This is a genomic window from Gallibacterium faecale, from assembly GCF_027920745.1.
Taxonomy (GTDB): domain Bacteria; phylum Pseudomonadota; class Gammaproteobacteria; order Enterobacterales; family Pasteurellaceae; genus Gallibacterium; species Gallibacterium faecale.
The window spans coordinates 1-25,180 of record NZ_JAQIBB010000051.1; the positions used below are offsets into that span (position 1 = coordinate 1).

The 25,180-nt window shown below is 36.7% G+C and carries 21 protein-coding genes, 1 other RNA gene and 2 pseudogenes; 15 read left to right on the forward strand and 9 right to left on the reverse strand.

What is annotated here, in order from left to right:
* Nucleotides 1-126: 126 nt before the first annotated feature.
* Together PF272_RS04910 and PF272_RS04915 are read right to left on the reverse strand one after the other, a co-directional pair.
* Nucleotides 127-669 carry a KdsC family phosphatase gene (locus tag PF272_RS04910; RefSeq protein WP_065238513.1) on the reverse strand — a complete coding sequence of 181 codons (543 nt, stop codon included), beginning with the start codon at nucleotides 667-669 and terminating at the stop codon, nucleotides 127-129.
* A 21-nt stretch (nucleotides 670-690) separates the two neighbouring features.
* On the reverse strand, nucleotides 691-1,626 hold the full coding sequence (locus PF272_RS04915; RefSeq protein ID WP_271141852.1) for a KpsF/GutQ family sugar-phosphate isomerase: 936 nt from the start codon (nucleotides 1,624-1,626) through the stop codon (nucleotides 691-693).
* A gap of 116 nt (nucleotides 1,627-1,742) precedes the next feature.
* Between PF272_RS04915 and rnpB the strand changes: the two genes are divergently transcribed.
* The 3 genes from rnpB (at nucleotide 1,743) to fbp (ending at nucleotide 4,527) form a co-directional block, all read left to right on the forward strand.
* Nucleotides 1,743-2,126, forward strand: an RNA gene (gene rnpB, locus PF272_RS04920) — RNase P RNA component class A.
* A 176-nt stretch (nucleotides 2,127-2,302) separates the two neighbouring features.
* The gene (gene cdd / locus PF272_RS04925; RefSeq protein WP_271141853.1) at nucleotides 2,303-3,217 is read left to right on the forward strand and encodes a cytidine deaminase; all 915 of its coding nucleotides are present in this window, start codon (nucleotides 2,303-2,305) and stop codon (nucleotides 3,215-3,217) included.
* Between the two features lie 305 nt (nucleotides 3,218-3,522).
* Entirely contained in the window at nucleotides 3,523-4,527 is a 1,005-nt protein-coding gene (gene fbp, locus PF272_RS04930; protein ID WP_271141854.1) for a class 1 fructose-bisphosphatase, read from the forward strand.
* A gap of 384 nt (nucleotides 4,528-4,911) precedes the next feature.
* On the opposite strand, the gene lpxL is transcribed toward fbp, so the two are convergent.
* Nucleotides 4,912-5,841 (reverse strand): LpxL/LpxP family Kdo(2)-lipid IV(A) lauroyl/palmitoleoyl acyltransferase, encoded by a 930-nt coding sequence (gene lpxL / locus PF272_RS04935; RefSeq protein WP_271141855.1) that lies wholly within the window; start codon nucleotides 5,839-5,841, stop codon nucleotides 4,912-4,914.
* A gap of 121 nt (nucleotides 5,842-5,962) precedes the next feature.
* Here lpxL and hldE point away from each other — a divergent pair, with 121 nt between their 5' ends.
* Together hldE and xthA are read left to right on the forward strand one after the other, a co-directional pair.
* Entirely contained in the window at nucleotides 5,963-7,390 is a 1,428-nt protein-coding gene (hldE, locus tag PF272_RS04940; protein WP_271141856.1) for a bifunctional D-glycero-beta-D-manno-heptose-7-phosphate kinase/D-glycero-beta-D-manno-heptose 1-phosphate adenylyltransferase HldE, read from the forward strand.
* A 14-nt stretch (nucleotides 7,391-7,404) separates the two neighbouring features.
* Nucleotides 7,405-8,208: an exodeoxyribonuclease III gene (gene xthA / locus PF272_RS04945; protein WP_271141857.1), complete on the forward strand. Its 804-nt coding sequence runs from the start codon at nucleotides 7,405-7,407 to the stop codon at nucleotides 8,206-8,208.
* A gap of 112 nt (nucleotides 8,209-8,320) precedes the next feature.
* Here xthA and PF272_RS04950 read toward each other — a convergent pair whose 3' ends face one another.
* On the reverse strand, nucleotides 8,321-9,265 hold the full coding sequence (locus PF272_RS04950) for a GlxA family transcriptional regulator (RefSeq protein WP_271141858.1): 945 nt from the start codon (nucleotides 9,263-9,265) through the stop codon (nucleotides 8,321-8,323).
* Between the two features lie 153 nt (nucleotides 9,266-9,418).
* On the opposite strand from PF272_RS04950, the pseudogene PF272_RS04955 reads away from it, so the two are divergent.
* Nucleotides 9,419-9,937 (forward strand): annotated as a pseudogene (locus PF272_RS04955) (MBL fold metallo-hydrolase); the annotation flags it as partial.
* Between the two features lie 5 nt (nucleotides 9,938-9,942).
* Here PF272_RS04955 and PF272_RS04960 read toward each other — a convergent pair.
* Genes PF272_RS04960 through sppA form a run of 3 tightly spaced genes read right to left on the reverse strand, consistent with a single transcriptional unit; the run spans nucleotide 9,943 to nucleotide 14,153 of the window.
* Nucleotides 9,943-11,289, reverse strand: a complete 1,347-nt coding sequence (locus PF272_RS04960) for an anti-phage deoxyguanosine triphosphatase (RefSeq protein ID WP_271141859.1) — start codon at nucleotides 11,287-11,289, stop codon at nucleotides 9,943-9,945.
* 14 nt (nucleotides 11,290-11,303) lie between these two features.
* Nucleotides 11,304-12,344, reverse strand: a complete 1,041-nt coding sequence (gene degS / locus PF272_RS04965) for an outer membrane-stress sensor serine endopeptidase DegS (RefSeq protein ID WP_271141860.1) — start codon at nucleotides 12,342-12,344, stop codon at nucleotides 11,304-11,306.
* A gap of 9 nt (nucleotides 12,345-12,353) precedes the next feature.
* Nucleotides 12,354-14,153 carry a signal peptide peptidase SppA gene (gene sppA, locus PF272_RS04970; RefSeq protein WP_413789426.1) on the reverse strand — a complete coding sequence of 600 codons (1,800 nt, stop codon included), beginning with the start codon at nucleotides 14,151-14,153 and terminating at the stop codon, nucleotides 12,354-12,356.
* 194 nt (nucleotides 14,154-14,347) lie between these two features.
* On the opposite strand from sppA, the gene PF272_RS04975 reads away from it, so the two are divergent.
* The gene (locus tag PF272_RS04975; RefSeq protein ID WP_065236768.1) at nucleotides 14,348-14,908 is read left to right on the forward strand and encodes a nitroreductase family protein; all 561 of its coding nucleotides are present in this window, start codon (nucleotides 14,348-14,350) and stop codon (nucleotides 14,906-14,908) included.
* A 222-nt stretch (nucleotides 14,909-15,130) separates the two neighbouring features.
* Here PF272_RS04975 and PF272_RS04980 read toward each other — a convergent pair whose 3' ends face one another.
* Complete coding sequence (locus PF272_RS04980; RefSeq protein ID WP_065234140.1) at nucleotides 15,131-15,847, reverse strand: TerC family protein; 717 nt, start codon at nucleotides 15,845-15,847, stop codon at nucleotides 15,131-15,133.
* A gap of 52 nt (nucleotides 15,848-15,899) precedes the next feature.
* Nucleotides 15,900-16,586, reverse strand: coding sequence for a DNA mismatch repair endonuclease MutH (gene mutH / locus PF272_RS04985; protein ID WP_271141862.1), 687 nt, complete (start codon nucleotides 16,584-16,586; stop codon nucleotides 15,900-15,902).
* 561 nt (nucleotides 16,587-17,147) lie between these two features.
* On the opposite strand from mutH, the gene pflA reads away from it, so the two are divergent.
* The 8 genes and pseudogenes from pflA (at nucleotide 17,148) to PF272_RS05025 (ending at nucleotide 25,179) form a co-directional block, all read left to right on the forward strand.
* Entirely contained in the window at nucleotides 17,148-17,888 is a 741-nt protein-coding gene (pflA, locus tag PF272_RS04990) for a pyruvate formate lyase 1-activating protein (protein ID WP_065234138.1), read from the forward strand.
* 26 nt (nucleotides 17,889-17,914) lie between these two features.
* Nucleotides 17,915-18,931, forward strand: a complete 1,017-nt coding sequence (gene galE, locus PF272_RS04995; protein ID WP_271141863.1) for a UDP-glucose 4-epimerase GalE — start codon at nucleotides 17,915-17,917, stop codon at nucleotides 18,929-18,931.
* A gap of 32 nt (nucleotides 18,932-18,963) precedes the next feature.
* Complete coding sequence (locus tag PF272_RS05000; RefSeq protein ID WP_271141864.1) at nucleotides 18,964-20,232, forward strand: AmpG family muropeptide MFS transporter; 1,269 nt, start codon at nucleotides 18,964-18,966, stop codon at nucleotides 20,230-20,232.
* A gap of 170 nt (nucleotides 20,233-20,402) precedes the next feature.
* Nucleotides 20,403-21,047 carry an adenylate kinase gene (gene adk / locus PF272_RS05005; protein ID WP_271141865.1) on the forward strand — a complete coding sequence of 215 codons (645 nt, stop codon included), beginning with the start codon at nucleotides 20,403-20,405 and terminating at the stop codon, nucleotides 21,045-21,047.
* Nucleotides 21,048-21,249: 202 nt separating this feature from the next.
* Nucleotides 21,250-22,866: pseudogene (locus PF272_RS05010) on the forward strand (class I SAM-dependent DNA methyltransferase); the annotation flags it as partial.
* Nucleotides 22,866-24,146, forward strand: coding sequence for a restriction endonuclease subunit S (locus PF272_RS05015; RefSeq protein ID WP_271141866.1), 1,281 nt, complete (start codon nucleotides 22,866-22,868; stop codon nucleotides 24,144-24,146). The pseudogene PF272_RS05010 and the gene PF272_RS05015, both read left to right, overlap by 1 nt.
* Nucleotides 24,143-24,814, forward strand: a complete 672-nt coding sequence (locus PF272_RS05020; RefSeq protein WP_271141867.1) for an SIR2 family protein — start codon at nucleotides 24,143-24,145, stop codon at nucleotides 24,812-24,814. Before PF272_RS05015 ends, PF272_RS05020 begins: the two co-directional genes overlap by 4 nt.
* Before the next feature lie 38 nt (nucleotides 24,815-24,852).
* Entirely contained in the window at nucleotides 24,853-25,179 is a 327-nt protein-coding gene (locus PF272_RS05025; RefSeq protein ID WP_271141868.1) for an SIR2 family protein, read from the forward strand.
* The last annotated feature ends 1 nt before the right edge of the window (nucleotide 25,180 follow it).

Below are 25,180 nucleotides of genomic sequence, written 5' to 3' on the forward strand. Positions count from 1 at the left end.
TATAATCAAGGATTACCGCCAATTTTAGCGAAAAAAACCTATCAAGGACTGCTAATTTAGTGGATCACTACAAAAATAAGAACACCGCGCAATGTGGCGGTGTTCATTCTAAAAAGATTGAGTTGATTATTGTGCCATTTTCTTCGCAGTATGAAGAAAACCTGTTGCTGATGTATAAATTTCAGCTTTTCCTTGTGCTGCAAGGATCAAGTCAACGATTTCACGGAAAGCACCTTTTCCGCCCTGAGCTTGCGTAACATAATCGACTTTCGCTTTAATATATGCTTGTGCTTCGGCAACTGTTGCAGTCACCCCACAAACCGCAAATGCAGGTAAATCTACACTATCATCACCGATATATAACACTTCTTCTGGCGTTACGCCTGCTTGTTCAATTAAAGATAAACAAGCACTCTCTTTTTCTAATTTACCAAGTAAAAATAGTGAAATACCTAAATCTTCAATCCGTTTACGTAACACTAATGAATCTCGTCCAGAAAGTACGGCTACTTGCACGCCACTCTCTAATAACATTCTTGTTCCTAAACCATCACGTGCATTAAAGACTTTAAAAGCTTCGCCATTTTCACCATAATACAATGAGCCATCGGTCAGTACACCATCAACATCGGTAATGACTAATTTAATCTTCGCTAATTTATCCTGCATATTCTATTTTCCTCTTAATATTTAACTTGAAAATTCATATAGGCCAACCACTTGTTCCTGATCATCAACCACAACCAATGAATGAATTTTAAGTTGTCGCATATAATCTTCCGCTTGATCAAGATAGCTATTCTGATTAATCGTTTTTGGATGCGTCGTCATAAAATCACAAGCTTGTTTCTGTAATACAGCTTCACCATAACGGCTCATCGCACGACGAATATCACCATCGGTAATAATGCCTTGTAATTTTCCTTGTTCCATAATGATAGCAACGCCCATTCTTCCTTCATTCATTACAGTTAAACAATCAAGGAAAGGCGTGTTAGCAGCAGCAAGAGGCAATTTTGTTTGCATCTTATCCCGCACTTTACATAATAAGCGGCGTCCCAAACTACCACCTGGATGAAATTTAGCAAAATCTTCTGCTTGGAAATTACGTGCTTTAATTAAAGATACCGCTAACGCATCACCTAAAGCCATCGTAACTAATACTGACGTGGTTGGTGCTAAATTGTTAGGACAAACCTCTCGTTCAACACTAATATCCATCACATAATCTGCGTGTTTAGCTAAGGTTGAATTAAGATTCCCTGTCATTGCAATAATTTTATTACCAAAATTTTTGAGACTTGGAATCAACTTATTCACATCATCTGTTTCGCCACTATACGAAATCAATAATACGATATCGATTGGTTTTAACATTCCTAAGTCGCCATGAAAGGCTTCTGTTGGATGTAAAAAGAAACTTGGTGTTCCTGTTGAAGAAAAGGTCGCTACCATCTTTTTACCAACTAAACCAGATTTACCAATCCCACCAATCACTAAGCGACCTTCACAATGTAAAATCAATTCAACAATTTCAGCAAAATTTGCTGGTAATTGCTGTTGTAAACGCCCTAATGCTTGTTGTTCTACGGCCAACGTTTCTTTTGCAATTTGTAGATAATCCATACGATATCCTTTACTCTGATTTTTCAAACAGGCTGTATTCTAATCATTAACGCTTAGAATTGCTAATTAAAAAGTTTCTACTATATTCTCGCGTAAAAATCCGTTATACTGCGCGCCGAGTTAGCCAGACAATCGCTGGTTTATTGAAGCCCTCAACCGTGTAAACGACCTAGGGGACAAGTAAACGAGAGGAAAGTCCGAGCTACACAGGGCAGAGTGCCGGATAACGTCCGGGAGGCGTAAGCCTACGACCAGTGCAACAGAGAGCAAACCGCCGATGGCTCATTGAGATCAGGTAAGGGTGAAAGGGTGCGGTAAGAGCGCACCGCATGACTGGTAACAGTTCATGGCACGGTAAACTCCACTCGTAGCAAGACCAAATAGGAATCCAATGTGTGGCCCGCACAGGATTCGGGTAGGTTGCTTGAGCATTTGTGTAAACAAATGCCTAGATGAATGATTGTCCACGACAGAACTCGGCTTATCGGCTAACTCGTTTTATTTCACTTCAATCTCATTTTCTTATCAATCTTGAATAAAATTCATACTTATCGCTGTTAAAACCAACAAATAAACGCTAAAATTTATATCTACATCACAAAAAAACGGTCTATACCAAGATCTTTCGCTATTTTGCTTTATCATACTTACCCGCTTTCATTTTAAGGAGTAATTTATGACAGCACATAAACGGATTAAAGCAATTCAAACTGAATTGGCGCAAGGGGAAAATCAAAATTTAGCAAATGCGCTCTATCAACTCTTAGCACAACAGCATTTCGCTGGAAAGCTCTCTGCTCAACAAGTAAATTCATTATGTAAAACCTTTCATTTCAGTGTAAATGAACTCGCACTCCAACTTCTCCCTGTTGCAGCTTGTTATGCAACTACTCCTGTTTCTGGATTTAATGTTGGTGCAATTGCCCATGGTTTAAGTGGTGCATTCTACTTTGGCGCAAATCAAGAGTTTTGCGATGTTGCTATGCAACAAACCATTCATGCTGAGCAAAGCGCCATTTCCCATGCTTGGATGATGAATGAAGCGGCAATTAGTGCTGTTACAGTCAATTACACTCCTTGTGGACACTGCCGTCAGTTTATGAATGAATTAAATAGTGCAGAACAACTCTATATTCATTTACCTCACGCACAAAATAACCGCTTACATCAATACTTACCTGATGCTTTTGGTCCTAAAGATCTTGATATTCGGGAATGTTTATTTGATCCACATAATAATAAATTACAAATTGATACAAATGATGCTCTAGCACAACAAGCTTTACTTGCGGCAAATCGCTCACACGCCCCTTATAGCCAGGCTTATTGTGGTGTGGCTGTTTTATTAGAAGATGACAGTGTATTTGCTGGTCGTTATGCAGAAAATGCTGCGTTTAATCCAAGTTTACCCGCATTACAAGTAGCGTTAAATGTTGTCCGCTTGTCAGGTTATCAAGATCAGGATGTGCTTAAAGTAGCCATGGTAGAAGCCCCAACCAAAATGCAACAAAAAACAATGGCAGAACAATTACTGCAAGCACTTAATCCAAAAATAGAATTGCAGTATTATGTCGCTAAAACTAGCCATTAACTTTAATATTTTTAGATATTTTTGCGGTAATTAACATTTAGGTTTCGCCCTCAAGGGCGACCTCCTATTTTCCTTACCCTCACCATCTTTCGAAACGAAACTTAAAAGTTTTTCCTCTAGCATATTGTAAATAATTACAACTGAAATAAGCTTTTTTAGTAATTTTCCCTAGATTCACACTTTTTCCAAAATAAATTTTGTGAGCTAAATCTCATTTTTTTATTTTATCCTCAAAAATTTTTATAAACTTTATCAAAAAATGTTATCTTTTATAGGTGATTTCTCACTCTACAACAAGGTTCATTATGAAAACTCTAGGTCAATTTATTGTTGAAAAACAAGCCGAATATCCTAATGCTAAAGGTGAGCTTAGTGGTATTCTTTCTTCTATCCGTTTAGTTGCAAAAATCATCCATCGTGACATTAACAAAGCTGGTTTAAACAACGATATTATCGGAAATTCAGGAATCCAAAATGTGCAAGGTGAAGCACAAATGAAATTAGATGCGTTTGCACACGAAAAAATGAAAGCCGCATTAATTTCTCGTGATGAAGTTGCAGGTTTCGGTTCGGAAGAAGAAGAAAACTTTATTGCATTTAATACCGAACGTGGTCGTAACGCCAAATATATTATTCTTACAGATCCATTAGATGGTTCATCTAATATTGATGTCAACGTAGCCGTAGGTACTATTTTCTCTATCTACCGTCGTATTTCACCAATTGGTCAACCTGTGACAATGGAAGACTTTTTACAACCAGGTAATCGTCAAGTTGCTGCAGGTTATATCGTTTATGGATCTTCTACTATGCTCGTTTATACGACCGGTAATGGGGTAAATGGTTTTACATATGATCCATCCTTAGGCGTATTCATTCTTTCACATGAAAATATCAGAATTCCTCAAGATGGTTCTTGCTACTCTATTAATGAAGGTCACTATCTAAAATTCCCAATGGGTGTCAAAAAATACATTAAATATTGCCAAGAAGAAGATAATGCAACCAAACGCCCATACACTTCTCGCTATATTGGTTCATTAGTTTCTGACTTCCACCGTAATATGCTTAAAGGTGGGATCTATATTTATCCAACAACAACCCGTTATCCAAATGGTAAATTACGTTTATTATACGAAGGTAACCCAATGGCATTCCTTGCTGAACAAGCTGGTGGTTTAGCGACAGATGGTTATAGACGTATTTTAGATATTCAACCAACAGAGCTACACCAACGCACTCCGCTCTTTATTGGTTCAAAAAATATGGTGGAAAAAGCTCACGAATTTATGACTGAATTTAAAGAGTAATCTTTGATAAAAATATCGCCCTGCTTAGCAGGGCGATTTCAGAGCGCTAACAAATCTACAATTAATCACAAATCTTAATAAATGTCTCATGGGTTCCCTCTCATACTTGCCCGAATGCAAATAAGATTTTCAGGCAAAAAAAGTGATCATTTTTCGAACGGAGTGAGAAAAATCTCTGTTTTTTGCCGCCCGGAAAATCTTATTGGAATGAGGAGTAGCAAGTGTGCGAGGGCGTATTTTCTTTTGCCTCCTTTTCGTTATACGAGTAAAGAAAAGGAGGTCGCCCTTTAGGGCGAAACCTAAATGCTAGTTAAAAGAAAAATATCTAAAAAATATAAATAGACTTTATCATCAAACTGTATTGCACTGCTAAGTAGAGATTATTTAATACAAACTTTCCTCACCTTCAGGTCGCGTTTTAAAACGACGATGTAGCCACATATATAGCGAAGGATCTTTACGAATTTCCATCTCAATCGCTTGATTAACACGTGTTGCTATTTGTTCCTCATTTTCACAATCTTGTAGATCGATTGGTGTAGAAATGGATACAGTATAACCAGAATGATCGTGATGACGTAACGGTGCAAATGGGATAACTAAACTCTCTGGACTTGCTTTAGTCAAAAATGCAGTGCCTGTCGTTGTTGCGGCTTTTTCTACGGCAAAAAATGGTACAAACACAGCACTCTTGCGCCCATAATCATGATCTGGAGCATACCAGATAGTTTCCCCTTGTTTTAATGCTCGAATCATACCTCGCAAATTATGGCGATCCAGCATATCCTTATTAGAACGTAATCGTCCCTTAGTCTGAATCCAATCAAATAATGGGTTATCATTAGGACGATAAACACCAACACCTTGATGATGAATCCCTATAATTCTTGCCCCTAATTCCAAAGTTAAAAAATGAATACCAATTAGAATAATCCCTTTTTTCGGTGCAGTTGTCAGATATTCCAGCCCTTCCACTTTCGACCATTTTTTAATCCGACGATCCGACCAAAACCACGCCATCCCTGTTTCAATAATTGCCATACCGATAGCATCAATATTTTTTTGTAATAAGTTTTCTTTCTCAGCTTCCGTATATTCAGGAAAACAAAGTTCAATATTACGGCGAGCAATCGCTAAACGGCGCTGGCCAAATTTAAATTTGACAAATAAGCGTCCCAGACCATGACCAATTTTGACTAGCCAACGATAAGGCAACAAGAGTAGCGCACGAAAAATGAGTAAACCTAACCAAAGTAACCAATATTTTGGCAATAAAAAGGAGAGCTTAAACGTTGGTAATTGTTTATTTTTCATTGATTACAACAGATAAATAATGAACAAAATGGCATTATTTTAGCGGAAAGCCAGAGAAATAGCATTAATCTTGGGGTGAGTATGGTAAAATCTGGCGCAAAATTTTCATTGGAGAAGCAAGATGATCGAATATTCAACTCAATTTACTCGAGCTAAAGTTTTAGTTTTAGGGGATGTTATGCTGGATCGTTACTGGTTTGGTGCCACTAATCGTATTTCCCCTGAAGCCCCAGTACCTGTCGTGAAAGTACAACAAAATGAAGAACGCGCTGGCGGTGCCGCTAACGTTGCAATGAATATTGCCAGCTTAAATGTGCCGATTAAATTATTAGGTATGATTGGGCAAGATGAAACTGGGCAAGCATTACAAAATCTATTAGCAAAAGATAAAATTGAGTGTGATTTTGTTGCCTTATCTTCTCATCCTACTATTACTAAATTACGTATTTTGTCACGTCATCAACAATTATTACGTTTAGATTTTGAAGAAAATTTTCATCATGTTGACTCTACTGAGTTGCTACAAAAACTTACACAGCATATTTCTCAATACGGTGCATTAGTCCTGTCTGATTATGGTAAAGGTACCTTGGCTGAAGTACAAAAAATGATCCAAATTGCACGTCAAGCTAATGTTCCAGTCTTAATTGATCCGAAAGGTACTGATTTTGAACGCTACCGTGGTGCGACTTTACTCACGCCGAATATGTCGGAGTTTGAAGCCGTAGTTGGTGTATGCCACAGTGAAGAAGAGATTGTGAATAAAGGACTAGCTTTAATTAAACAGCTTGATCTCAATGCGTTATTAGTTACTCGTTCTGAAAAAGGAATGACATTAATTCGTCCTGACCAGCCAGCATTCCATTTACCAACACAAGCGCAAGAAGTCTTTGATGTAACCGGGGCTGGTGATACTGTGATTAGCGTATTAGCCACTGCCATTGCTGATGGACAAAGCCTTGAAGAAGCTTGTTACCTTTCAAATGTTGCAGCAGGTATTGTTGTCGGTAAGTTAGGTACTTCTACTGTATCAGAAGTGGAATTAGAGAATGCTATTCATCGCCGTACAGAACATGGTTTCGGTATTATGACCGAACAAGAATTAAAACAGGCTGTTGCTAAGGCAAAAGCACGTGGTGAAAAAATTGTGATGACTAACGGTTGCTTTGATATTTTGCACCCTGGTCATGTTTCTTATTTAGCTAATGCAAGAAAACTTGGCGATCGTTTAATTGTTGCAGTGAATTCTGATGCTTCCATTAAGCGATTAAAAGGCGATCAACGTCCAATTAATGATTTAGCAACGAGGATGTCTGTATTAGCAGGTTTAGCCTCAGTTGACTGGTTAGTTGCATTTGAAGAAGAAACACCGCAACGTTTAATTGGCGAAATTTTACCTGATTTATTGGTCAAAGGTGGTGATTATAAACCTGAAGAAATTGCAGGCAGTAAAGAAGTTTGGGCAAATGGTGGTGATGTCAAAGTACTTAACTTTGAAAATGGCTACTCTACCAGTAATATGATCAAAAAAATCCAATCTTTAAAATAACTTATTGAGGTGTTATGAAGTTTATTTCATTTAATATTAATGGGTTGCGAGCAAGACCACATCAGCTTCATCAATTAATCGAACAATACCAACCTGATGTACTTGGTTTACAAGAGATTAAAGTCGCGGACGAAGCTTTTCCTCATGAAATCGTTGCTGATCTGGGTTACCACGTTTTCTATCACGGACAAAAAAGCCATTATGGTGTAGCATTATTGACCAAACAAGAGCCTATTGCGGTACATAAGGGCTTCCCTACTGATGAGGCTGATGCTCAACGCCGCATTATTATGGCTGATTTAGCGACTCCTTTTGGGCAATTAACTGTGATCAATGGTTATTTCCCACAAGGTGAAAATCGTGATCATGAAATAAAATTTCCAGCTAAACAGAAATTCTATCAAGATTTACACCATTATTTATTAAATGAACACAATCCAGATAATCCGATTGTCATTATGGGAGATATGAATATTAGTCCAACTGATTTAGATATTGGTATTGGTGAAGAAAATCGTAAACGTTGGCTACGAACTGGGAAATGTTCCTTTTTACCAGAAGAACGCGAATGGTTAGAAAAGCTATATCAATATGGTCTAGTAGATACATTCCGTGCTTTACATCCAACTGTAAATGATAAATTCTCGTGGTTTGATTATCGTTCTAAAGGATTTGATGATAATCGTGGTTTACGTATCGATTTGATCTTAGCAAGTCAGACATTAGCTGAACGTTGTACTGCTGCAGGAATTGCTTTAGATATTCGTGCAATGGAAAAACCATCTGACCACGCACCAATTTGGTCTGTATTTGAGTAATAGTAAAATGCATAGCTGGAAAGCTATGCATTTCAGTTTGCTGACAAAGTCCATTTAATGTTATGTTTTTCAGATATTTTATCGCGCTATACACCTATCTTTCTCTAAACACCTAACTCCCAAATCTTTTTTGCCATTGCTTTGGGCTAATCTGATGCTTATTTTTAAAATGTTGCCTAAATGCCGTCGCTGAATGAAAGCCAACTTTCTCTGCAATCGTTTCTATACTCAACGTTGTGCTTTCTAATAATTCTCTGCCACGTTGTAAGCGCGCTTCAATTAACCATTGATTAAAAGCCATTCCTGTTGTTTTACGAAAATGTCGAGTAAAAGTACTACGGCTCATCATTAACCGAGTTGCCAAACTATCTAAAGTATAAGTATCAGCTAAATTTTCATAAATCGAAGATAAAAGTTGATTAATATTTTCACTGATAGTTTTTCTTGCAACTGGTTGTTCAATAAATTGTGCTTGTCCACCTTCTCTATGTGGTGGAATGACTAACAATCTTGCTAATTTATTGGCAATTTTTACACCATAATATTGGCGAACAATCGCCAAACAACAATCTAATCCCGCTGCCGTACCAGCAGAAGTCATTACTCGATCTTGTTCAACATAAATCGAATTAATATCTAAATCAACTTGAGGGAAACGCTGTTTAAAATCCTCTGTAGCCAACCAGTGTGTTGTTGCCTTTTTGCCATTTAATATCCCTGCATATGCCAAAGGATAAGCACCATAACAAAGCCCTACTACCATTGCGCCACGTTGATATGCTTGTTGTAATGCATGTTGTAGTGATATAGACGGAGGTTGCTCAAGACTATGCCAGCCAGATACTACAATAATATCCGCGTGTGCTAAAAAATCTAAATTATCCTCAGCCTTAACAGTAATCGTATTAGCAATATCCGTTACTATTTTATCCTCTGCAATTACTTTTACCTGGAATAAAACTCTTTCATCTATTACTGCTGAAAATACTGTATAAGGAATTGAAAAATGAAAAGGACTTAGTTCTGGATAAAGGATTAGTGCAACTGTTGGAATCATACCATCACCATTAAAATAAATTGACCCAATTCTTTCTATTTTTGAATAGTAAGTCAATATTTTTGTTTTCTCCTCCCTAAGATAATAAGTATGTCACCGAACAATGGTGATTATTCTATTTAACAATCTAACAATCAAAAAGGAAGATACATAATGAAATATCGTTTATTTGGTTTATTTTTTACTGCTATTTTGTCTATTTCTACGGCTTTTGCACAAATTGATTATCAGCACATCCGTAATGCTACAGCAAAAATTCAATTTTCTGGTACTACCTTTCTTGTTGATCCCTATTTGGCACCAAAAGCAAGCTACCCTGGTTTTGACGGTACAGTTCATAGTGAAAAACGCAATCCATTAATTGATATGTCATTTTCTATTCCTGAAGTTCTAAAAGGGGTGGATGCGGTTATTGTTACCCATACCCACGCAGATCACTGGGATGAAGTAGCACAAAAGCAAATTCCAAAGGATCTCCCAATTTTTGTACAAAATGCAGGAGATGCCTCCATTATCCGTTCACAAGGATTTAAAGATGTGCGTGTGATCGGTCAGAATACAGAATTTAATCAAATTAAATTAAGTAAAATTTCAGGACAGCATGGTACTAACGCAATGTATGCTAATCCTAAATTAGCTGAACCATTAGGAGATGCAATGGGTGTAATTTTAGATTTTTATAGCTGTTGATACAATTTCAATGCATAAGCATCAGACATTCCCGCAATATAATCACAAATTACCCGCTTTTGTTGCTGCGATTCCGCTTGTTGCCAACGTTTTACCGTATTAGGCGGTAATAAACGAGTTGGATCAGTCAGGAAAATTTGGAACATCTCAGTTAAGATACGTTGCCCTTGGAACTCAATACGTTGTGTTTTTACTGCTTTAATCACATATCGGCTAACGAACTGCTTAAAAATATTCAATACTGCAACCGTTTCTTCTGGCAATTCAGCGTTATAACGTAATAAAGGTTCGCTAAATGCTGGATTTTCGCACCAACGAATATGTGTAATAAAATAGTTCACTAACGAGCCAATTGCATTTTTACGTAAATAATGTTGATCAGAAAAGAGAGACTCCGTTAAAGCGATAATATGTTCACTAATCCATTCTGCATCACAAGCGATTAATTTTTCTAAGGTTTCTTGCCATTGATCACGATGTACCAAACCTACTACAATCGCATCTTCAAAATCATGTACCGCATAAGCAATATCATCTGCCAATTCCATAATGCTGCAATCCAATGATTTATATCTGCTTTTCAGTGTATCTTGCGCTTCTTGGCGTTCGGGTAAAGCTGTAAATAATGTTCGATCCGCTTCACTGAGTGGTGCTAACACCCAATTAAATGCAGCAATATCATCACGAAAAATGCCTTTTCCTGGTCGCCAATTTTCCATTTTGACATAACGAGGATCAACACTGCGTGGCAAATCTAGAGATTCATATTGTGGTGACGCCATATCCAAAATGACAGGATATTTCATGATCCCAAGTAATGTCCGGCGGGTTAAATTCATTCCCCAATGCTGGGTATAAGGTTCTAATTTGGTTAAAATCCGAAATGAATGCCCATTACCTTCAAACCCACCACTATCACTCATCATATAATTTAAAGCCACTTCACCGCCATGCCCAAAGGGTGGATGTCCGATATCATGTGCTAAACATAAACTTTCAATTAAGCTGCCTTTTGGTAGAAGTGGTGATAATGCTTTTTTTAAAGTCAGTAACTCTTGTTTTGTTTGCTGCTGTAAATGAGCAAATGCGGAATCTAAACGGAGTTGTGCAGTTAAACTGCTCCCGATTTGGGCGACTTCTAATGAATGCGTTAAGCGAGTACGGTAAAAATCATTCTCGCCAATAGAATGAATCTGCTTCTTAGCTTGTAAACAGCGAAAGGCTGCAGAGTGTAATATTCGACCGCGATCACGTTGATAAGGAGAACGATGATCATGTTCACGAGCAGGATCCGCCTGCTGACGTTCTGTCCAATATTTCGCAATTTCAAACACTGCTGCCTCCTTAGCTAATTAATTGGATATTCACCAATCTCTACCGGGAAATTATAGAGTTTATTCCGTCTTAATACCTGTACCGTCACGATAGTACTAGGCTTCATTTCTGCTACCATATTCACCATTTGACTTGGTGACGCTACGACAACATCACCAAATTTCACAATCACATCACCAATCTGAATACCAGCTCGCGCAGCTGGTCCATTTTGACTTAGGTTAGTAACGAGTACCCCTTTTTGTGAATTATCTTCAATTGGTCCACTCGCAAAAATGCGGCTTTCAATTCCAAAGAAACCACGAATAACTCGTCCATCTTTAATAATTTTATTCATCACTTCATTTGCTAATTTAATCGGAATAGCAAAGCCTAACCCTTCTGCCACAACTTCATTATCTGCACGTCCGATACTTAAAGTATTAATGCCAATTAGCTCACCAAGAGAGTTAATTAATGCCCCACCTGAATTTCCTTGATTAATCGACGCATCTGTTTGAATAAAATTTTGCTGCTTAAATTCGCTGATGGTATTTCGTCCAGTAGCACTAATAATGCCCTGTGATACACTTTGTCCTAAGTTATAAGGGTTACCAATCGCTAATGCGACATCTCCCACATTGACCACACGCGCTGGATTTTGTGGAATAGTTGGTAAATTATTCGCATTAATTTTTAATACTGCTAAATCCGTCACCCAATCACTACCAATGATATTCGCTTGATAAATATTGCCATTTTGCAACGCAACAATAATTTGGTCAGCATTTTGAATAACGTGTTTATTAGTAACGATATAACCATCGCTACGCATAATCACACCTGAACCCAGATTATTCACATCAAAATTATTACTATTTGACTCTTGCAAAGAGCGCGTATAAACATTGACTACTGCAGGCGCAGCAATTCTCACTGCTTCACTATAAGAGGCGACTTGTGGTTTAAAAAACTGCGCTAAAATATTATTTTGACTTGTGCCTGATAACACTAACACAATCAGCATTGCAGCTGCTAAGCCAATAATAATTGATTGTAATAATTTTTTAATCATTTCAATGCCTTAGTAAACAGATTGACAGTTTAGACAATATAAATATTGTCCTTTTGGATCAGTAAATTGGGTTAAGACACCTAACTGCTCTCGTAATTGACGCAACTGTGGAATATTATTTAAACCCAATACTTGCGATAAAATTTGAGTCGTGAAATGCGATTGTTTACCTGATAACAACGATAAAAGACCTGAATTATCTTGATCAGTTAACCAAATATAACCAACATCTTTTTCACTGAGTTTTTTATCTTTCGCTAGGATTTTCTCTGCTGCTACTGCCATTGCACGATTAAAGTCACCTAACTCATCAACCAATTTATGTTTTAGGGCATCTTCGCCTAACCAAACACGCCCTTGGGCAATTTTATCTACTGCGCTTTTATCTAGCTTCCGTCCTTTAGCCACTAAACTGAGGAATTGATCATATCCATGTTCAATAGAAAGTTGGATAACATCAGCATACTCTTTACTTAATTCAGTTAGCATTGACATTTTAGCCAATGGTGAGGTTTCAACTCCGTCACTATGAATTCCTAAATTTTGTAAGCTTTTTTCTAAGGTAACAAATGCAGCAAAAATCCCAATAGAGCCAGTGATCGTATTATTATCCGCCACAATATAATCTGCGGTACTAGAAATCCAATAACCACCTGATGCAGCCATACCACCCATAGAAACAATCACAGGTTTCCCTAAGCTTTGTAAATGCTCTATTTCTTCACGAATAATCTCAGAAGCGGCTGCACTTCCTCCTGGACTATTAACTCTTAATACAACTGCTTTAACAGTATTATCCTCTGCAGCTTCACGCAATAAGCGAGCTACTGTATCGCCACCTACACCTTCTTCTTCACTTTCACCATCAATAATTGCCCCCTCTACTCGGACAACCGCAATATTATTTTTGGTAGCTAACTCTGTTTCATAATCTGGTAATACTGCTAAATAATCTGCAAAGTTAATATGTTGATATTCATTATCTGCATCAACACCAAACAGTTGTTTTAATTGGTCTTCAACTGCATAACGGCTCATCGCTGCACTAACAAATTTTGTATTGATGGCATACGCAGTTAAGTCTCCTTTTAATGCCTTTAATTGTTGTAGATAGTTTTCAGGTGTTGGGAAAGCTTTTTCAATTTCAAGATGGCGATTGGTACTAATCGTCGTTTGAATATTATGCCACATAGCATTCATCCATTGGCTGGCATTTTGGCGTGCTTCTTCTGACATATCATCACGTAATAAAGGCTCAACCGCTGATTTATAAGTCCCTACACGGAATACATGTGGGTTAGCATCAAGCTTATCTAATAATGATTTATAGTAGAAATGTTGCCCTGATAAGCCAGTAAGTTCTACTTGCCCTTGTGAATGTAAATAAATCTTATCGGCATAGCTGGCTAAAATATATTGGTTTTGTGAATAATTATCGGAAATTGCGATAACAGGTTTACCACTTTTCTTAAATTCTTGTAGTGCGTGCCCTACAAAATTTAATGAAGGTAAATCCCCACCATCAAACCCATTTAAATCTAAAACAATCCCTTTGATTCGTTCATCATCTGTTGCTTGTGTAATCGCATACACTAAATCAAAGGTTGAAATTTTTTCTGGCATGGTCTGTTGTTGCAGATTATTAAGTAATGTTTTCAGTTCACTATTTTCTTCTCGATTATCTGCTAAAAAACCATTTAATTTTAGTTGTAATGCACCTTGTGGGATAGGTTGACTATTTTTTTCATGAACAATTAGACTAATTCCTGCAAATATTAAAACTGCCAATAAAATAAATATAATATTCATTAATACTCGACGGAAAAAATTCAGCACTTGCCAAATAAAACGTACTATCGCTAACACTTTGTCATACCTTCCTATTTTCTTATTTCCAGCCTGTTAAAATACCATAAAATGCCTATCATTAAACGAACTTTTTCACGCTCATCCTACTGTTGCTGTGCTACAATGACGCTCTTATTTGATACAGGAGAATAACTATGGACGCACTTGATTTATTATTAAACCGCCATTCAGATAAAAATTTGATTGCACCAGCCCCAAATGCAGAAGAATTAGAAATACTTTTTAAAGCAGCAAAACACGTTCCTGATCACGGCAAATTAACTCCTTATCGTTTTGTCGTCATTGAACATGAAGGCCTGCAAAAATTAGGTGATTTGCTAAAAGACGCAGTCAATGAATTTAATTTAGGTGAAGATCGTTTAGCTAAAGCAGAAGGCTTTCCAAAACGTGCACCAATGTTTATTGCGGTAATCGCAGAAATTAATAAAGAAATCAAAAAAGTTCCTGCTTGGGAGCAAATGTTAAGCGCCGGATGTGCAACGTATGCATTACAACTTGCAGCAAATGCTCTTGGCTATGCAAATGTTTGGGTAACAGGTCCTTGGATTGATGGTTCAGCATTACGTCAAGCTTTTGGTTGCCGTGAACACGATAAAATTGTTGCACTAGTAATGATCGGTACAGCCCAAGATAATAGTGTACGTCCAAATAAAGAATATAATAAAAATAAAGAAAATTTTGTGAGTTATTTATAATTTTATTTTAAAACCTATAAAGGTAAATTCTCTAAGTAGTTAATAGTGGCATATTACGGCGTAAAACTAATATCTGAATTAATAGAACATTGACTTGCCTAGTCATAATTAATGTTAAAGATATGAGCTTTTTGCCAGTATTTTATGTGTTCATAAGATAAACCCCTATAGATATCTCATCCATAGGGGTTCATTTATATAATTAAGCTTAATAGTAAACTTCTATTTTTTTAAATGCTGACGCATTCTCAAATTAATCATCTCAACACAAACTGAGAAGCCCATTGCAAAATAGATATAGCCTTTTGGAATGTGGAATGATAGACCTTCACCAATTAAGGATACCCCAATTAAAATTAAGAAAGATAATGCAAGAATTTTTAAGGTTGGGTGGGCTTCAACAAAATCGCCAATTGGTTTAGCCGCTATCATCATTACGCCAACCGCTAAAATAATCGCAATAATCATTACCTCAACATGATTTGCCATACCAACCGCAGTAATTACTGAATCTAAAGAGAACACGATATCTAATAAAGCAATTTGAATTAATACGGCTAAGAAGCTCACTTTTTTTGGTGTTTTTTCTTCTTGCGTTGCACTTTCTTCCATACTATGGTGGATCTCTAAAGTACTTTTCACCAACAAGAACAAGCCTCCTAATAATAGGATAAGATCACGACCTGAAATTTGATAATCTGCTACTGAAAATAGTGGTTCAGTTAAACGCATAATCCACGCTAAAGAAAGCAACAGCAGAATACGAGTTCCCATCGCAAGACCTAAACCTAAAATACGGCCTGATTGACGTTGGTTAGCAGGTAAGCGTCCTACGAGAATACTGATAAAAATAATATTATCGATCCCTAAAACAATCTCTAATGCCGTTAAGGTAAATAAAGCAACCCATGCTTCCGGGCTACTAATCCACTCCAACATAACTACTCCTCTAAATAATCAAACTCAATGTAAAAGTGCCATACTATAACGATTAATCCAACGAAAAGGAATATTTCCCCCGCTGAAAATTGTGCAAAATCTGTGCGGTAAAATTTTTTCGTAAATAAAAACCTAACGGCAATGTATCAATGACCTCACCCTGTTTGCCAATGCCTTTGGTTAATACTTTACTATTGGCACCTTTAGGACGTAATTGTAAAACCTCACCAATCCGAGCATTAATTTTCTTCACATCACCTAATACAATTAAATCCATTAATTCTTCCCAATCCTGACGTAATTGTATCTCTTCGTCTGCTGAAGGCTGCCATAAAATAGGTTGTCCTATCCGGCGTAAAGCTAAGGGGATAGTACGTTCCCCTTCAACTGGAATCCACAATACTTTGGATAATTTATAACGCACATGAGAGCACTCCCACACCACACCATGGTTATCAATCAATGGCGCTAAACAAACAAATGTTGTTTCTAGTGGTTCACCTTGTTGATTAATCGGAATGGTTTTGAGCTCAATACCTAAATGAGCAAAATCTTGTTCTGGTTTACTCCCTGCCTGTGCCCCTAATGCTAATTCGATTAAACTGCCAACCCAGCCTTTATCTCGTCTTAAATTTTCTGGCACAGGCCGTTGTAATTGTTGTGCAATATCCTCTAGTGTTCTACCTGCTAGTTGATAAGCTCGATCTATTAATTGTTGTTCTGTTATTGGTGGTTTCATCACCACTCCTCGTTATAAAGATTAAAAAATAACCAGCATTTTTCTAATTTTCTATTTTTTCGACAATATTTTATAACTATATGATTTATAAAATATTTTATTTTTATTAATGTTTAAAAAACGCCAGCAAATAAATTATACGTAAATTTACGCCTATTCAATCACAATTTTATCCACAATTTCTCTGAATAACTCACACCCTGAATAAATAAACAGTATTGCTTTTTTAAAATTTAACATTTTATTAAAAATATAAAGTACATTTTCTTAAACTTTCTTTTGTTTGATTGGCTAACCATTCTATTTTTTGAACAATTATATAAAATTATCACAGATAATTTTTTCTTTTAGAATCAAATACAAATAAACAAAATTCCATTATTAACACAATTTAAGCTACTTATTTCCACAAAGTTATCCACAGGCTAATATTGAGTGATATTTTATTTTTCTCACAAAAAGAATTCCTGTCGAGTTTTACAACAAATTCAGTTAAAATTAAAAAAATTTTTAAGATTTCATTTTTCTATTATATATAAGGACTATAAGGCTGTTTACTCTATGTCAACAATTGGAAGAATTCATTCATTTGAGTCATGCGGTACCGTAGATGGACCCGGAATTCGTTTTATCCTTTTTATGCAAGGCTGTTTAATGCGTTGCAAATATTGTCATAACCGAGATACATGGGATTTACACGGTGGTAAGGATATTACTGTGGAAGAACTTATGAAAGAAGTCGTGACTTACCGCCATTTTATGAATGCGTCTGGCGGTGGCGTAACAGCTTCTGGTGGTGAAGCAATTTTACAAGCTGAGTTTGTGCGAGATTGGTTCCGTGCTTGTAAAGAGCAAGGAATTAATACTTGTTTAGATACTAATGGTTTTGTCCGTCATTATGATCATATTATTGATGAATTATTAGATGTGACTGATCTTGTATTGCTCGATTTAAAACAACTAGATGACACCATTCACCAAAATCTTATCGGTGTGCCGAATAAACGCACGTTAGAATTTGCTAAATATTTAGAAAAGCGTAATCAAAAAACATGGATTCGTTATGTAGTCGTGCCGGGCTATACCGATGATGAGCACTCTGTCCAATTATTAGGCGAATTCATTAAAGATATGAAGAATATCGAGAAAGTCGAGTTACTCCCTTATCATCAACTAGGTAAACATAAATGGGAAACCCTTGGCTTAAAATATGAACTCGAAGATGTTAAGCCACCAACAAAGGAATCATTAGAAAAAATTAAAGCACATCTTGAATCTTTTGGCTTAACTGTAAAATATTAATTCATTTACATCTAAAGGAGGCCACCATGGCTGTATTGGTAACAGGTGGAGCTGGTTATATAGGCTCACATACTGTCGTAGAATTATTAAATGCAAATAAAGAAGTCATCGTTTTAGATAATCTTTGTAATTCATCCGCAAAATCGTTAGATCGTGTTAAACAAATTACTGGAAAATCCGTCACCTTTTATCAAGGCGATGTGTTAGATCGTGCATTATTAAAACGTATTTTTGCTGAACATAAGATTGAATCTGTGATTCACTTTGCAGGTTTAAAAGCCGTAGGTGAAAGTGTCACCAAACCAATCGAATACTATCGTAATAATGTTGAAGGCTCACTTACTTTATTAGATGAAATGCGTCAGGCTGGCGTATTTAATTTTGTATTTAGCTCATCTGCAACCGTATATGGTGATCCTGAAATTATTCCAATTACTGAATCTTGCAAAGTTGGTGGAACAACCAATCCTTATGGCACATCTAAATTTATGGTAGAACGTATCATTATGGATGTCGTCAAAGCAATTCCACAATTTAGTATGACTATCTTACGTTACTTCAATCCAGTTGGTGCTCACGAAAGTGGTTTAATTGGTGAAGATCCAAATGGTATTCCAAATAATCTTCTACCTTATATTAGCCAAGTTGCAATTGGTAAATTACAACAACTTTCGGTATTTGGTAGCGATTACCCAACCCATGATGGTACTGGTGTACGTGATTATATTCACGTTGTCGATTTAGCGATCGGTCACTTAAAAGCATTAGATCGTCATGAAAATGATGCTGGATTACATATCTACAATCTTGGTACAGGAACTGGTTATTCGGTGTTAGATATGGTTCATGCGTTTGAAAAAGTCAACAATATCAAAATTCCATATCGTTTAACTGATCGTCGTCCAGGTGATATCGCAACTTGTTATTCTGATCCATCACTTGCTTTAAAAGAACTTGGTTGGAAAACTGAGCGTGGTTTAGAACAAATGATGAAAGATACTTGGAATTGGCAAAAAAATAATCCTAATGGGTATCGTGACTAATCAATTTAAATAATCAAACTTCGGAGTAACTAATGCCAGTAAATACCTCGTTAATGCAACAAATTTTCAGTCGAAATATGCTTATCTGTGTGTTTACTGGTTTTAGTTCTGGCTTACCTCTCTATATTTTAGTTAGCTTAATTCCTTATTGGCTAAGAACAGAAAATGTCGATCTAAAAACAATCGGCTTATTTACCTTAATTGGTTTACCTTATACGTGGAAATTTTTATGGTCGCCTGCATTAGACCGCTTTGTACTCCCTTTTCTTGGCCGGCGGCGAGGCTGGACACTCATCTTACAGCTACTACTTATTACCACATTATCTTGCTTTGCTTGGCTTGAACCACAACAAAACATTCCAACCATCGCCACTCTAGCAACCATCGTCGCTTTTTTTTCTGCCTCTCAAGATATTGTATTAGACGCCTATCGCCGTGAAATTTTAACTGACCAAGAACTAGGTTTAGGAAACTCCATTCATGTGAATGCCTATCGCTTAGCAGGCTTAATTCCCGGTTCTCTCTCTATTTTCTTAACTGCTTATTATAGTTGGCAAAGTGTCTTTATCATTACCGCCTTATTTATGTTACCCGGTGTATTAGCTACACTATTAATCGCTAGAGAACCACAAATTGTTACTCAATCCCGTAGTTTAAAAGAAAATATCATTAATCCATTCGTAGAGTTTTATCAACGAAAAGGCGTTAAAGGGATGATTACCGTATTAGCCTTTATGTGCTTATATAAATTAGGCGATACTATGGCGACGGCATTGATGACACCTTTCTATGTTGATATGGGATACAGCAGTCTTGATATTGCTTTAGTGGCGAAAAATGCAGGATTATGGCCAATGATTATTGCTAGTTTGGTCGGTGGCATCATTATGCTAAAAATTGGTATTAATCGAGCGTTATGGTTATTTGGTTTTGTACAAATCATCACAATTCTCGGTTTTGCCTGGCTCGCGAGCTTCGGTAAATTTACTCATATTGGTACATTTGAATTAATCGCATTAGCGATTGTGGTTGGTGGTGAATATATTGGTGTTGGCTTAGGCACATCCGCTTTTGTCGCTTTTATGGCAAGAGAAACAAACCCACTTTATACCGCAACCCAATTAGCCCTATTTACCAGTTTAGCCGCATTACCAAGATCGCTAATTAGCTCAAGTGCTGGCTGGTTAATTGAACAATTAGGTTACTACCATTTCTATTGGCTCTGTTTTATGTTAGCCATCCCGGGAATGTTATGCTTATTTTGGGTAGCACCTTATAAAGATTCAACAACTAAACAATAAATGTAAGTTTAGGCTTGAGTTTACTAACACATACAGGTAAGGTACTGATCGTCATTTGAGTTCAAAATAATGCTCAGTGACTATGCCTTGTTGTACGATGTGTATTGGTTTTGGCTTGTTATTTTATTTTGAACTTAAACAACTATATTTTTTATACAAGAGGTCATTTTATGAAAATCATTCTTTTAGGTGCACCAGGTGCAGGAAAAGGTACACAAGCACAATTTATTATGAACAAATATGGCATTCCACAAATTTCTACTGGGGATATGCTTCGTGCAGCAATCAAAGCTGGGACTGAATTAGGTAAAAAAGCAAAAGTTTTGATGGATGCAGGACAATTAGTACCAGATGATTTAATCATCGCCTTAGTGCAAGATCGTGTGGCACAACCTGATTGTGCAAAAGGTTTCCTATTAGATGGTTTCCCTCGCACTATTCCACAAGCAGATGCATTAAAAGCAGCGGGTATTGCGATTGATTTCGTCTTAGAATTTGATGTGCCTGATGAAGTGATTGTAGAACGTATGAGTGGTCGTCGTGTGCACCCAGCTTCAGGTCGTAGCTACCATATCGTGTATAACCCACCAAAAGTAGAAGGTAAAGATGATGTGACTGGTGAAGATTTAATTATTCGTGCTGATGACAAACCAGAAACTGTATTAGATCGTTTAAAAGTTTATCATTCAACCACTAAACCTTTAGTTGATTACTATTCTAAAGAAGCTGCAAACGGTAAAACCCAATATTTCCGCCTAGACGGTACCCTACCAGTGGAACAAGTCAGCGCAAAATTAACTGAGATTTTGGGGTAACAATTTTTCTGTCAAAAACCTAATATTCTTATTCAATTAAGTTGATTAGGTTTTTTTTATGTAAGCATATAAATAGCATTAACCAAGGAGCAAAAAATGACAGACAGACAGACAGACAGACAGACAGACAGACAGACAGACAGACAGACAGACAGACAGACAGACAGACAGACAGACTCTAACAGCTAATGAGTCGGCAGGTCAAGTCTTTTTAAACGACCTCGATTCTCGCCTTTGGAAATCCGCCGACAAACTCCGCCAACAACTGGACGCCGCCAATTATAAACATATTGTTTTAGGCTTTATCTTCCTTAAATATATTTCCGACAGCTTTGCCGCTTTTCAAGAAAAACTGCTGCAACAATTACAAAACCCTGACCACGAACTTTATTTAGATCCCAGTGATTATGATGAAACCAGCTATCAGGAACTGATTAATCTCGAATTGGAAACTCGAGATTATTACACTGCCGAAAATATCTTTTGGGTGCCTATTGATGCACGATGGGATAATATCAAAAACAATGCCCGACTAAGCAAAGGCACCGAGCTACCTTGGGGTGACAAATTTAACGGCGTTAGCAATTTAATTGATGATGCTTTTGCAGCTATTGAACGAGAAAATGAAAAACTTAAAGGCATTATTCAGCGTATTTCAGGCTATCAAGTGGACGAAACCACACTGATTGGCTTGATTGATCTTTTTTCAGATACGCATTTTCATAAACCGACCTATGATGGCAAACCTGTTTCTTTAGCTGCTAAGGATATTCTGGGGCACGTGTATGAATATTTCTTAGGACAATTTGCTTTAGCAGAGGGTAAAAAAGGCGGTCAATATTTCACCCCAAAATCCATTGTTACCCTCATTGTAGAAATGTTAGAACCTTATCAAGGACGAATTTACGACCCCGCAATGGGCAGCGGCGGCTTTTTCGTGCAGACGCAAAAATTTATTGAAGCCCATCAAGGGAAAATTAATCAAGTGTCAATTTACGGACAAGAATTTAACCCGACCACATGGAAGCTCGCCGCTATGAATATGGCAATTCGGGGTATTGAATTTGATTTTGGTAAAAGTAATGCCGATAGCTTCACCAACCCGCAACATATTGATAAGAAAATGGATTTTGTGATGGCAAATCCACCTTTTAATATGGATGAATGGTGGAATGAAAGCTTAGCAGATGATCCACGTTGGCAGTATGGCACACCGCCTAAAGGCAATGCCAACTTTGCTTGGTTGCAACATATGCTCTATCACCTCTCCCCACAAGGGCGTATGGGCTTGCTGTTGGCAAACGGTTCGATGAGCAGTCAGACCAATAACGAAGGCGTGATTCGTCAAAAACTCATTGAAGCCGACCTGGTAGAATGTATGGTGGCACTACCTGGGCAATTGTTTACCAATACTCAAATTCCGGCGTGTATTTGGTTTTTGAATAAAGCCAAAAAACGTAAAAATCAGATTTTATTTATTGATGCTCGTCAAATCGGTTATATGAAAGATCGGGTACTGCGAGACTTTACCACAGAAGATATTGCCAAAATTGCCGATACTTATCATCACTGGCAACAACAGAAAGAGTATGAAGATATTGCGGTTTTTTGCTATTCAGCCAGCCTTGACGAGGTAAAAAAGAATGATTTTGTGCTTACCCCGGGACGCTATGTTGGTACGGAAGTGCAAGAAGATGATGGCGTACCGTTTGCAGAAAAAATCGCCGAACTCACCGCTCGTTTACAGGAACAGTTTAAACAAGGGCGAGAATTGGAAGAACAGATTAAACAAAATTTAGCGATATTTGGGGGTGAGTGATGAGTGAGTGGAAAAAGTATAAACTCGGTGAAATTTTTGACTTTACCACAGGAAAATTAGACTCTAATCAGGCTATAGAAAAAGGAAAATATCCTTTTTTTACTTGCTCCCCCACTACTTTATCTATTGATAGTTATGCGTTTGATACTGAAGCAGTACTACTAGCAGGTAATAACGCAAATGCAATTTACCCTATAAAGTATTATAGTGGGAAGTTTAATGCTTATCAAAGAACTTATGTGATCACACCTAAAAAAGATAAAGAAATAGATTTAAAATGGTTTTATTTTAAACTGCATGAAATCATTAATAATTTATCAAAACAATCATCTGGTACTGCAACAAAATTTTTAACTAAAAAAATATTATCTCACTATGAGATTAATATTCCAGATATTAACATACAGAAAAAGATTACTAATATATTGTGGAATTTAGACAACAAAATCCAACTCAACATCGAAACCAACCAAACCTTAGAAGCCATTGCCCAAGCTATATTTAAGCATTGGTTTATTGACTTTGCACCGGTACACGCTAAAGCCGAGGCATTGGCTGAAGGTAAAACAGTCGAGCAAGCCGAACTGGCAGCCATGGCAAGTATTAGCGGAAAAACAGGACAACAAATCATTGAGCTTGCCCAAACCAACCCACAAGCTTATCAACAACTGCAACAAACCGCCGCTGCATTCCCAAGTGAATTTGAGAAAAGTGAGTTAGGTTTGGTACCAAAGGGGTGGGAAATTTCAACATTTAAAGATTATGCAACGTTTGTAAAGGGTAAAAAACCTAAAAATATTTACCTAAAACAGGAGGGTGAGTTATTGCCACATATTTTAGTATCAAGTTTAAATGGAGAATATAAAGAGTTCGCAAATCCTGAAAATATGACTTTAGTTTCGTCACATGAAACGATTATGTTAATGGATGGTTCGGGGTCTGGAAAAATTTCTATTGGTCATGATGGCATTATCGGTTCCACATTAGCAAAATTAAAACTTAATGATAAAAAATATTGGGCTTTTATTTATTTATTTTTATCTTCAAAAACAGATGATATTCAAAATAACACAACTGGAGCAGCAATTCCTCATACAGACAAAAATCGAGTTTATGGGTATCCAATAAGCATGCCGAATGATAAGCTATTGAATTTAATAAACAAATTGTTAGATGGAATTTTTTCTAAAATTCAAGTTCACACAAATGAAAACCAAACTCTAGCCAAAACCAGAGATACCCTATTACCAAAATTATTAAGTGGGGAGATCGAACTATGAGTAAATCTCCCTACTTAGAAAGAAAATTTATTGAGGAACTGAATGAAGAAGGAATAATTCAGATCAGGGGGTATGAATTCTTTAGAGATAAAATTTTGAGCGAGTTTGAGCCTGAGGGATATAAAATAGCATTTAATGATTGGAAAGAAGAAAGAAGGCAAAGGTTACTAGAACTAGCAGATAATATATTGAATGATTTTGATAATAAAGATCGGTTTCAAAGGTTAAGAGAACCATATAAAAGAGATATGATAATCCCTTTTGTTGGAGCTGGTTTATCTATCCCATCAGGTTTACCGTCATGGGTAAATTTTCTAAAAAAAGTATGTCAAGAAATAGACGTAAATGTTGAAGAACTTAATCAATTAATCTCTACAGGAGAATTCGAAAAAGCAGCTGAACTTTTGGAACAAAATGATCATCGATATTTACAGGAGCAACTAGAGAATATATTTGGAAAGGATTTTGAATTTAATAAAATTGACGGTGTCATTTGTCGCCTCCCCGAGTTTTTTGGTAAATCTTCATTGGTTACAACAAATTATGATAACCTTATAAAAATCATTTATGAACATTCTGGACTTCATTTTTCTGAATATTTATTAGGATTAGAACATTCTGTTTATTCAAGACATATTAGAGAGGGTAAAAGAAAAGAGTACTTCTAAAGTTGCATGGAACGTATCATAGCAAAAAGCAAAGAATATTGACGGCATCAGACTACAGCAAACATTATGATGAAAATAATGATTTTAAAGAGTGTATTAAGGCACTATTTAATCAATCAATGATTTTTCTGGGGTGTAGTCTTTCTGCAGATAGAGTTATCTCAGAGTTTACCGAAATAGTTGCATCAACAGATCAAGATAATTTACCCAAACATTATGCGTTTTTATCTTGTCAAAATTTAGAGAAAAATGATCGTAAGGAGAAACGTGAGTCATTAAATAAAGCCAATATATACCCCATTTGGTATAAAGGCGATCATGATGAATGTATAGAAGCATTGTTTGAAAAATTAGCTGAGGAATAAC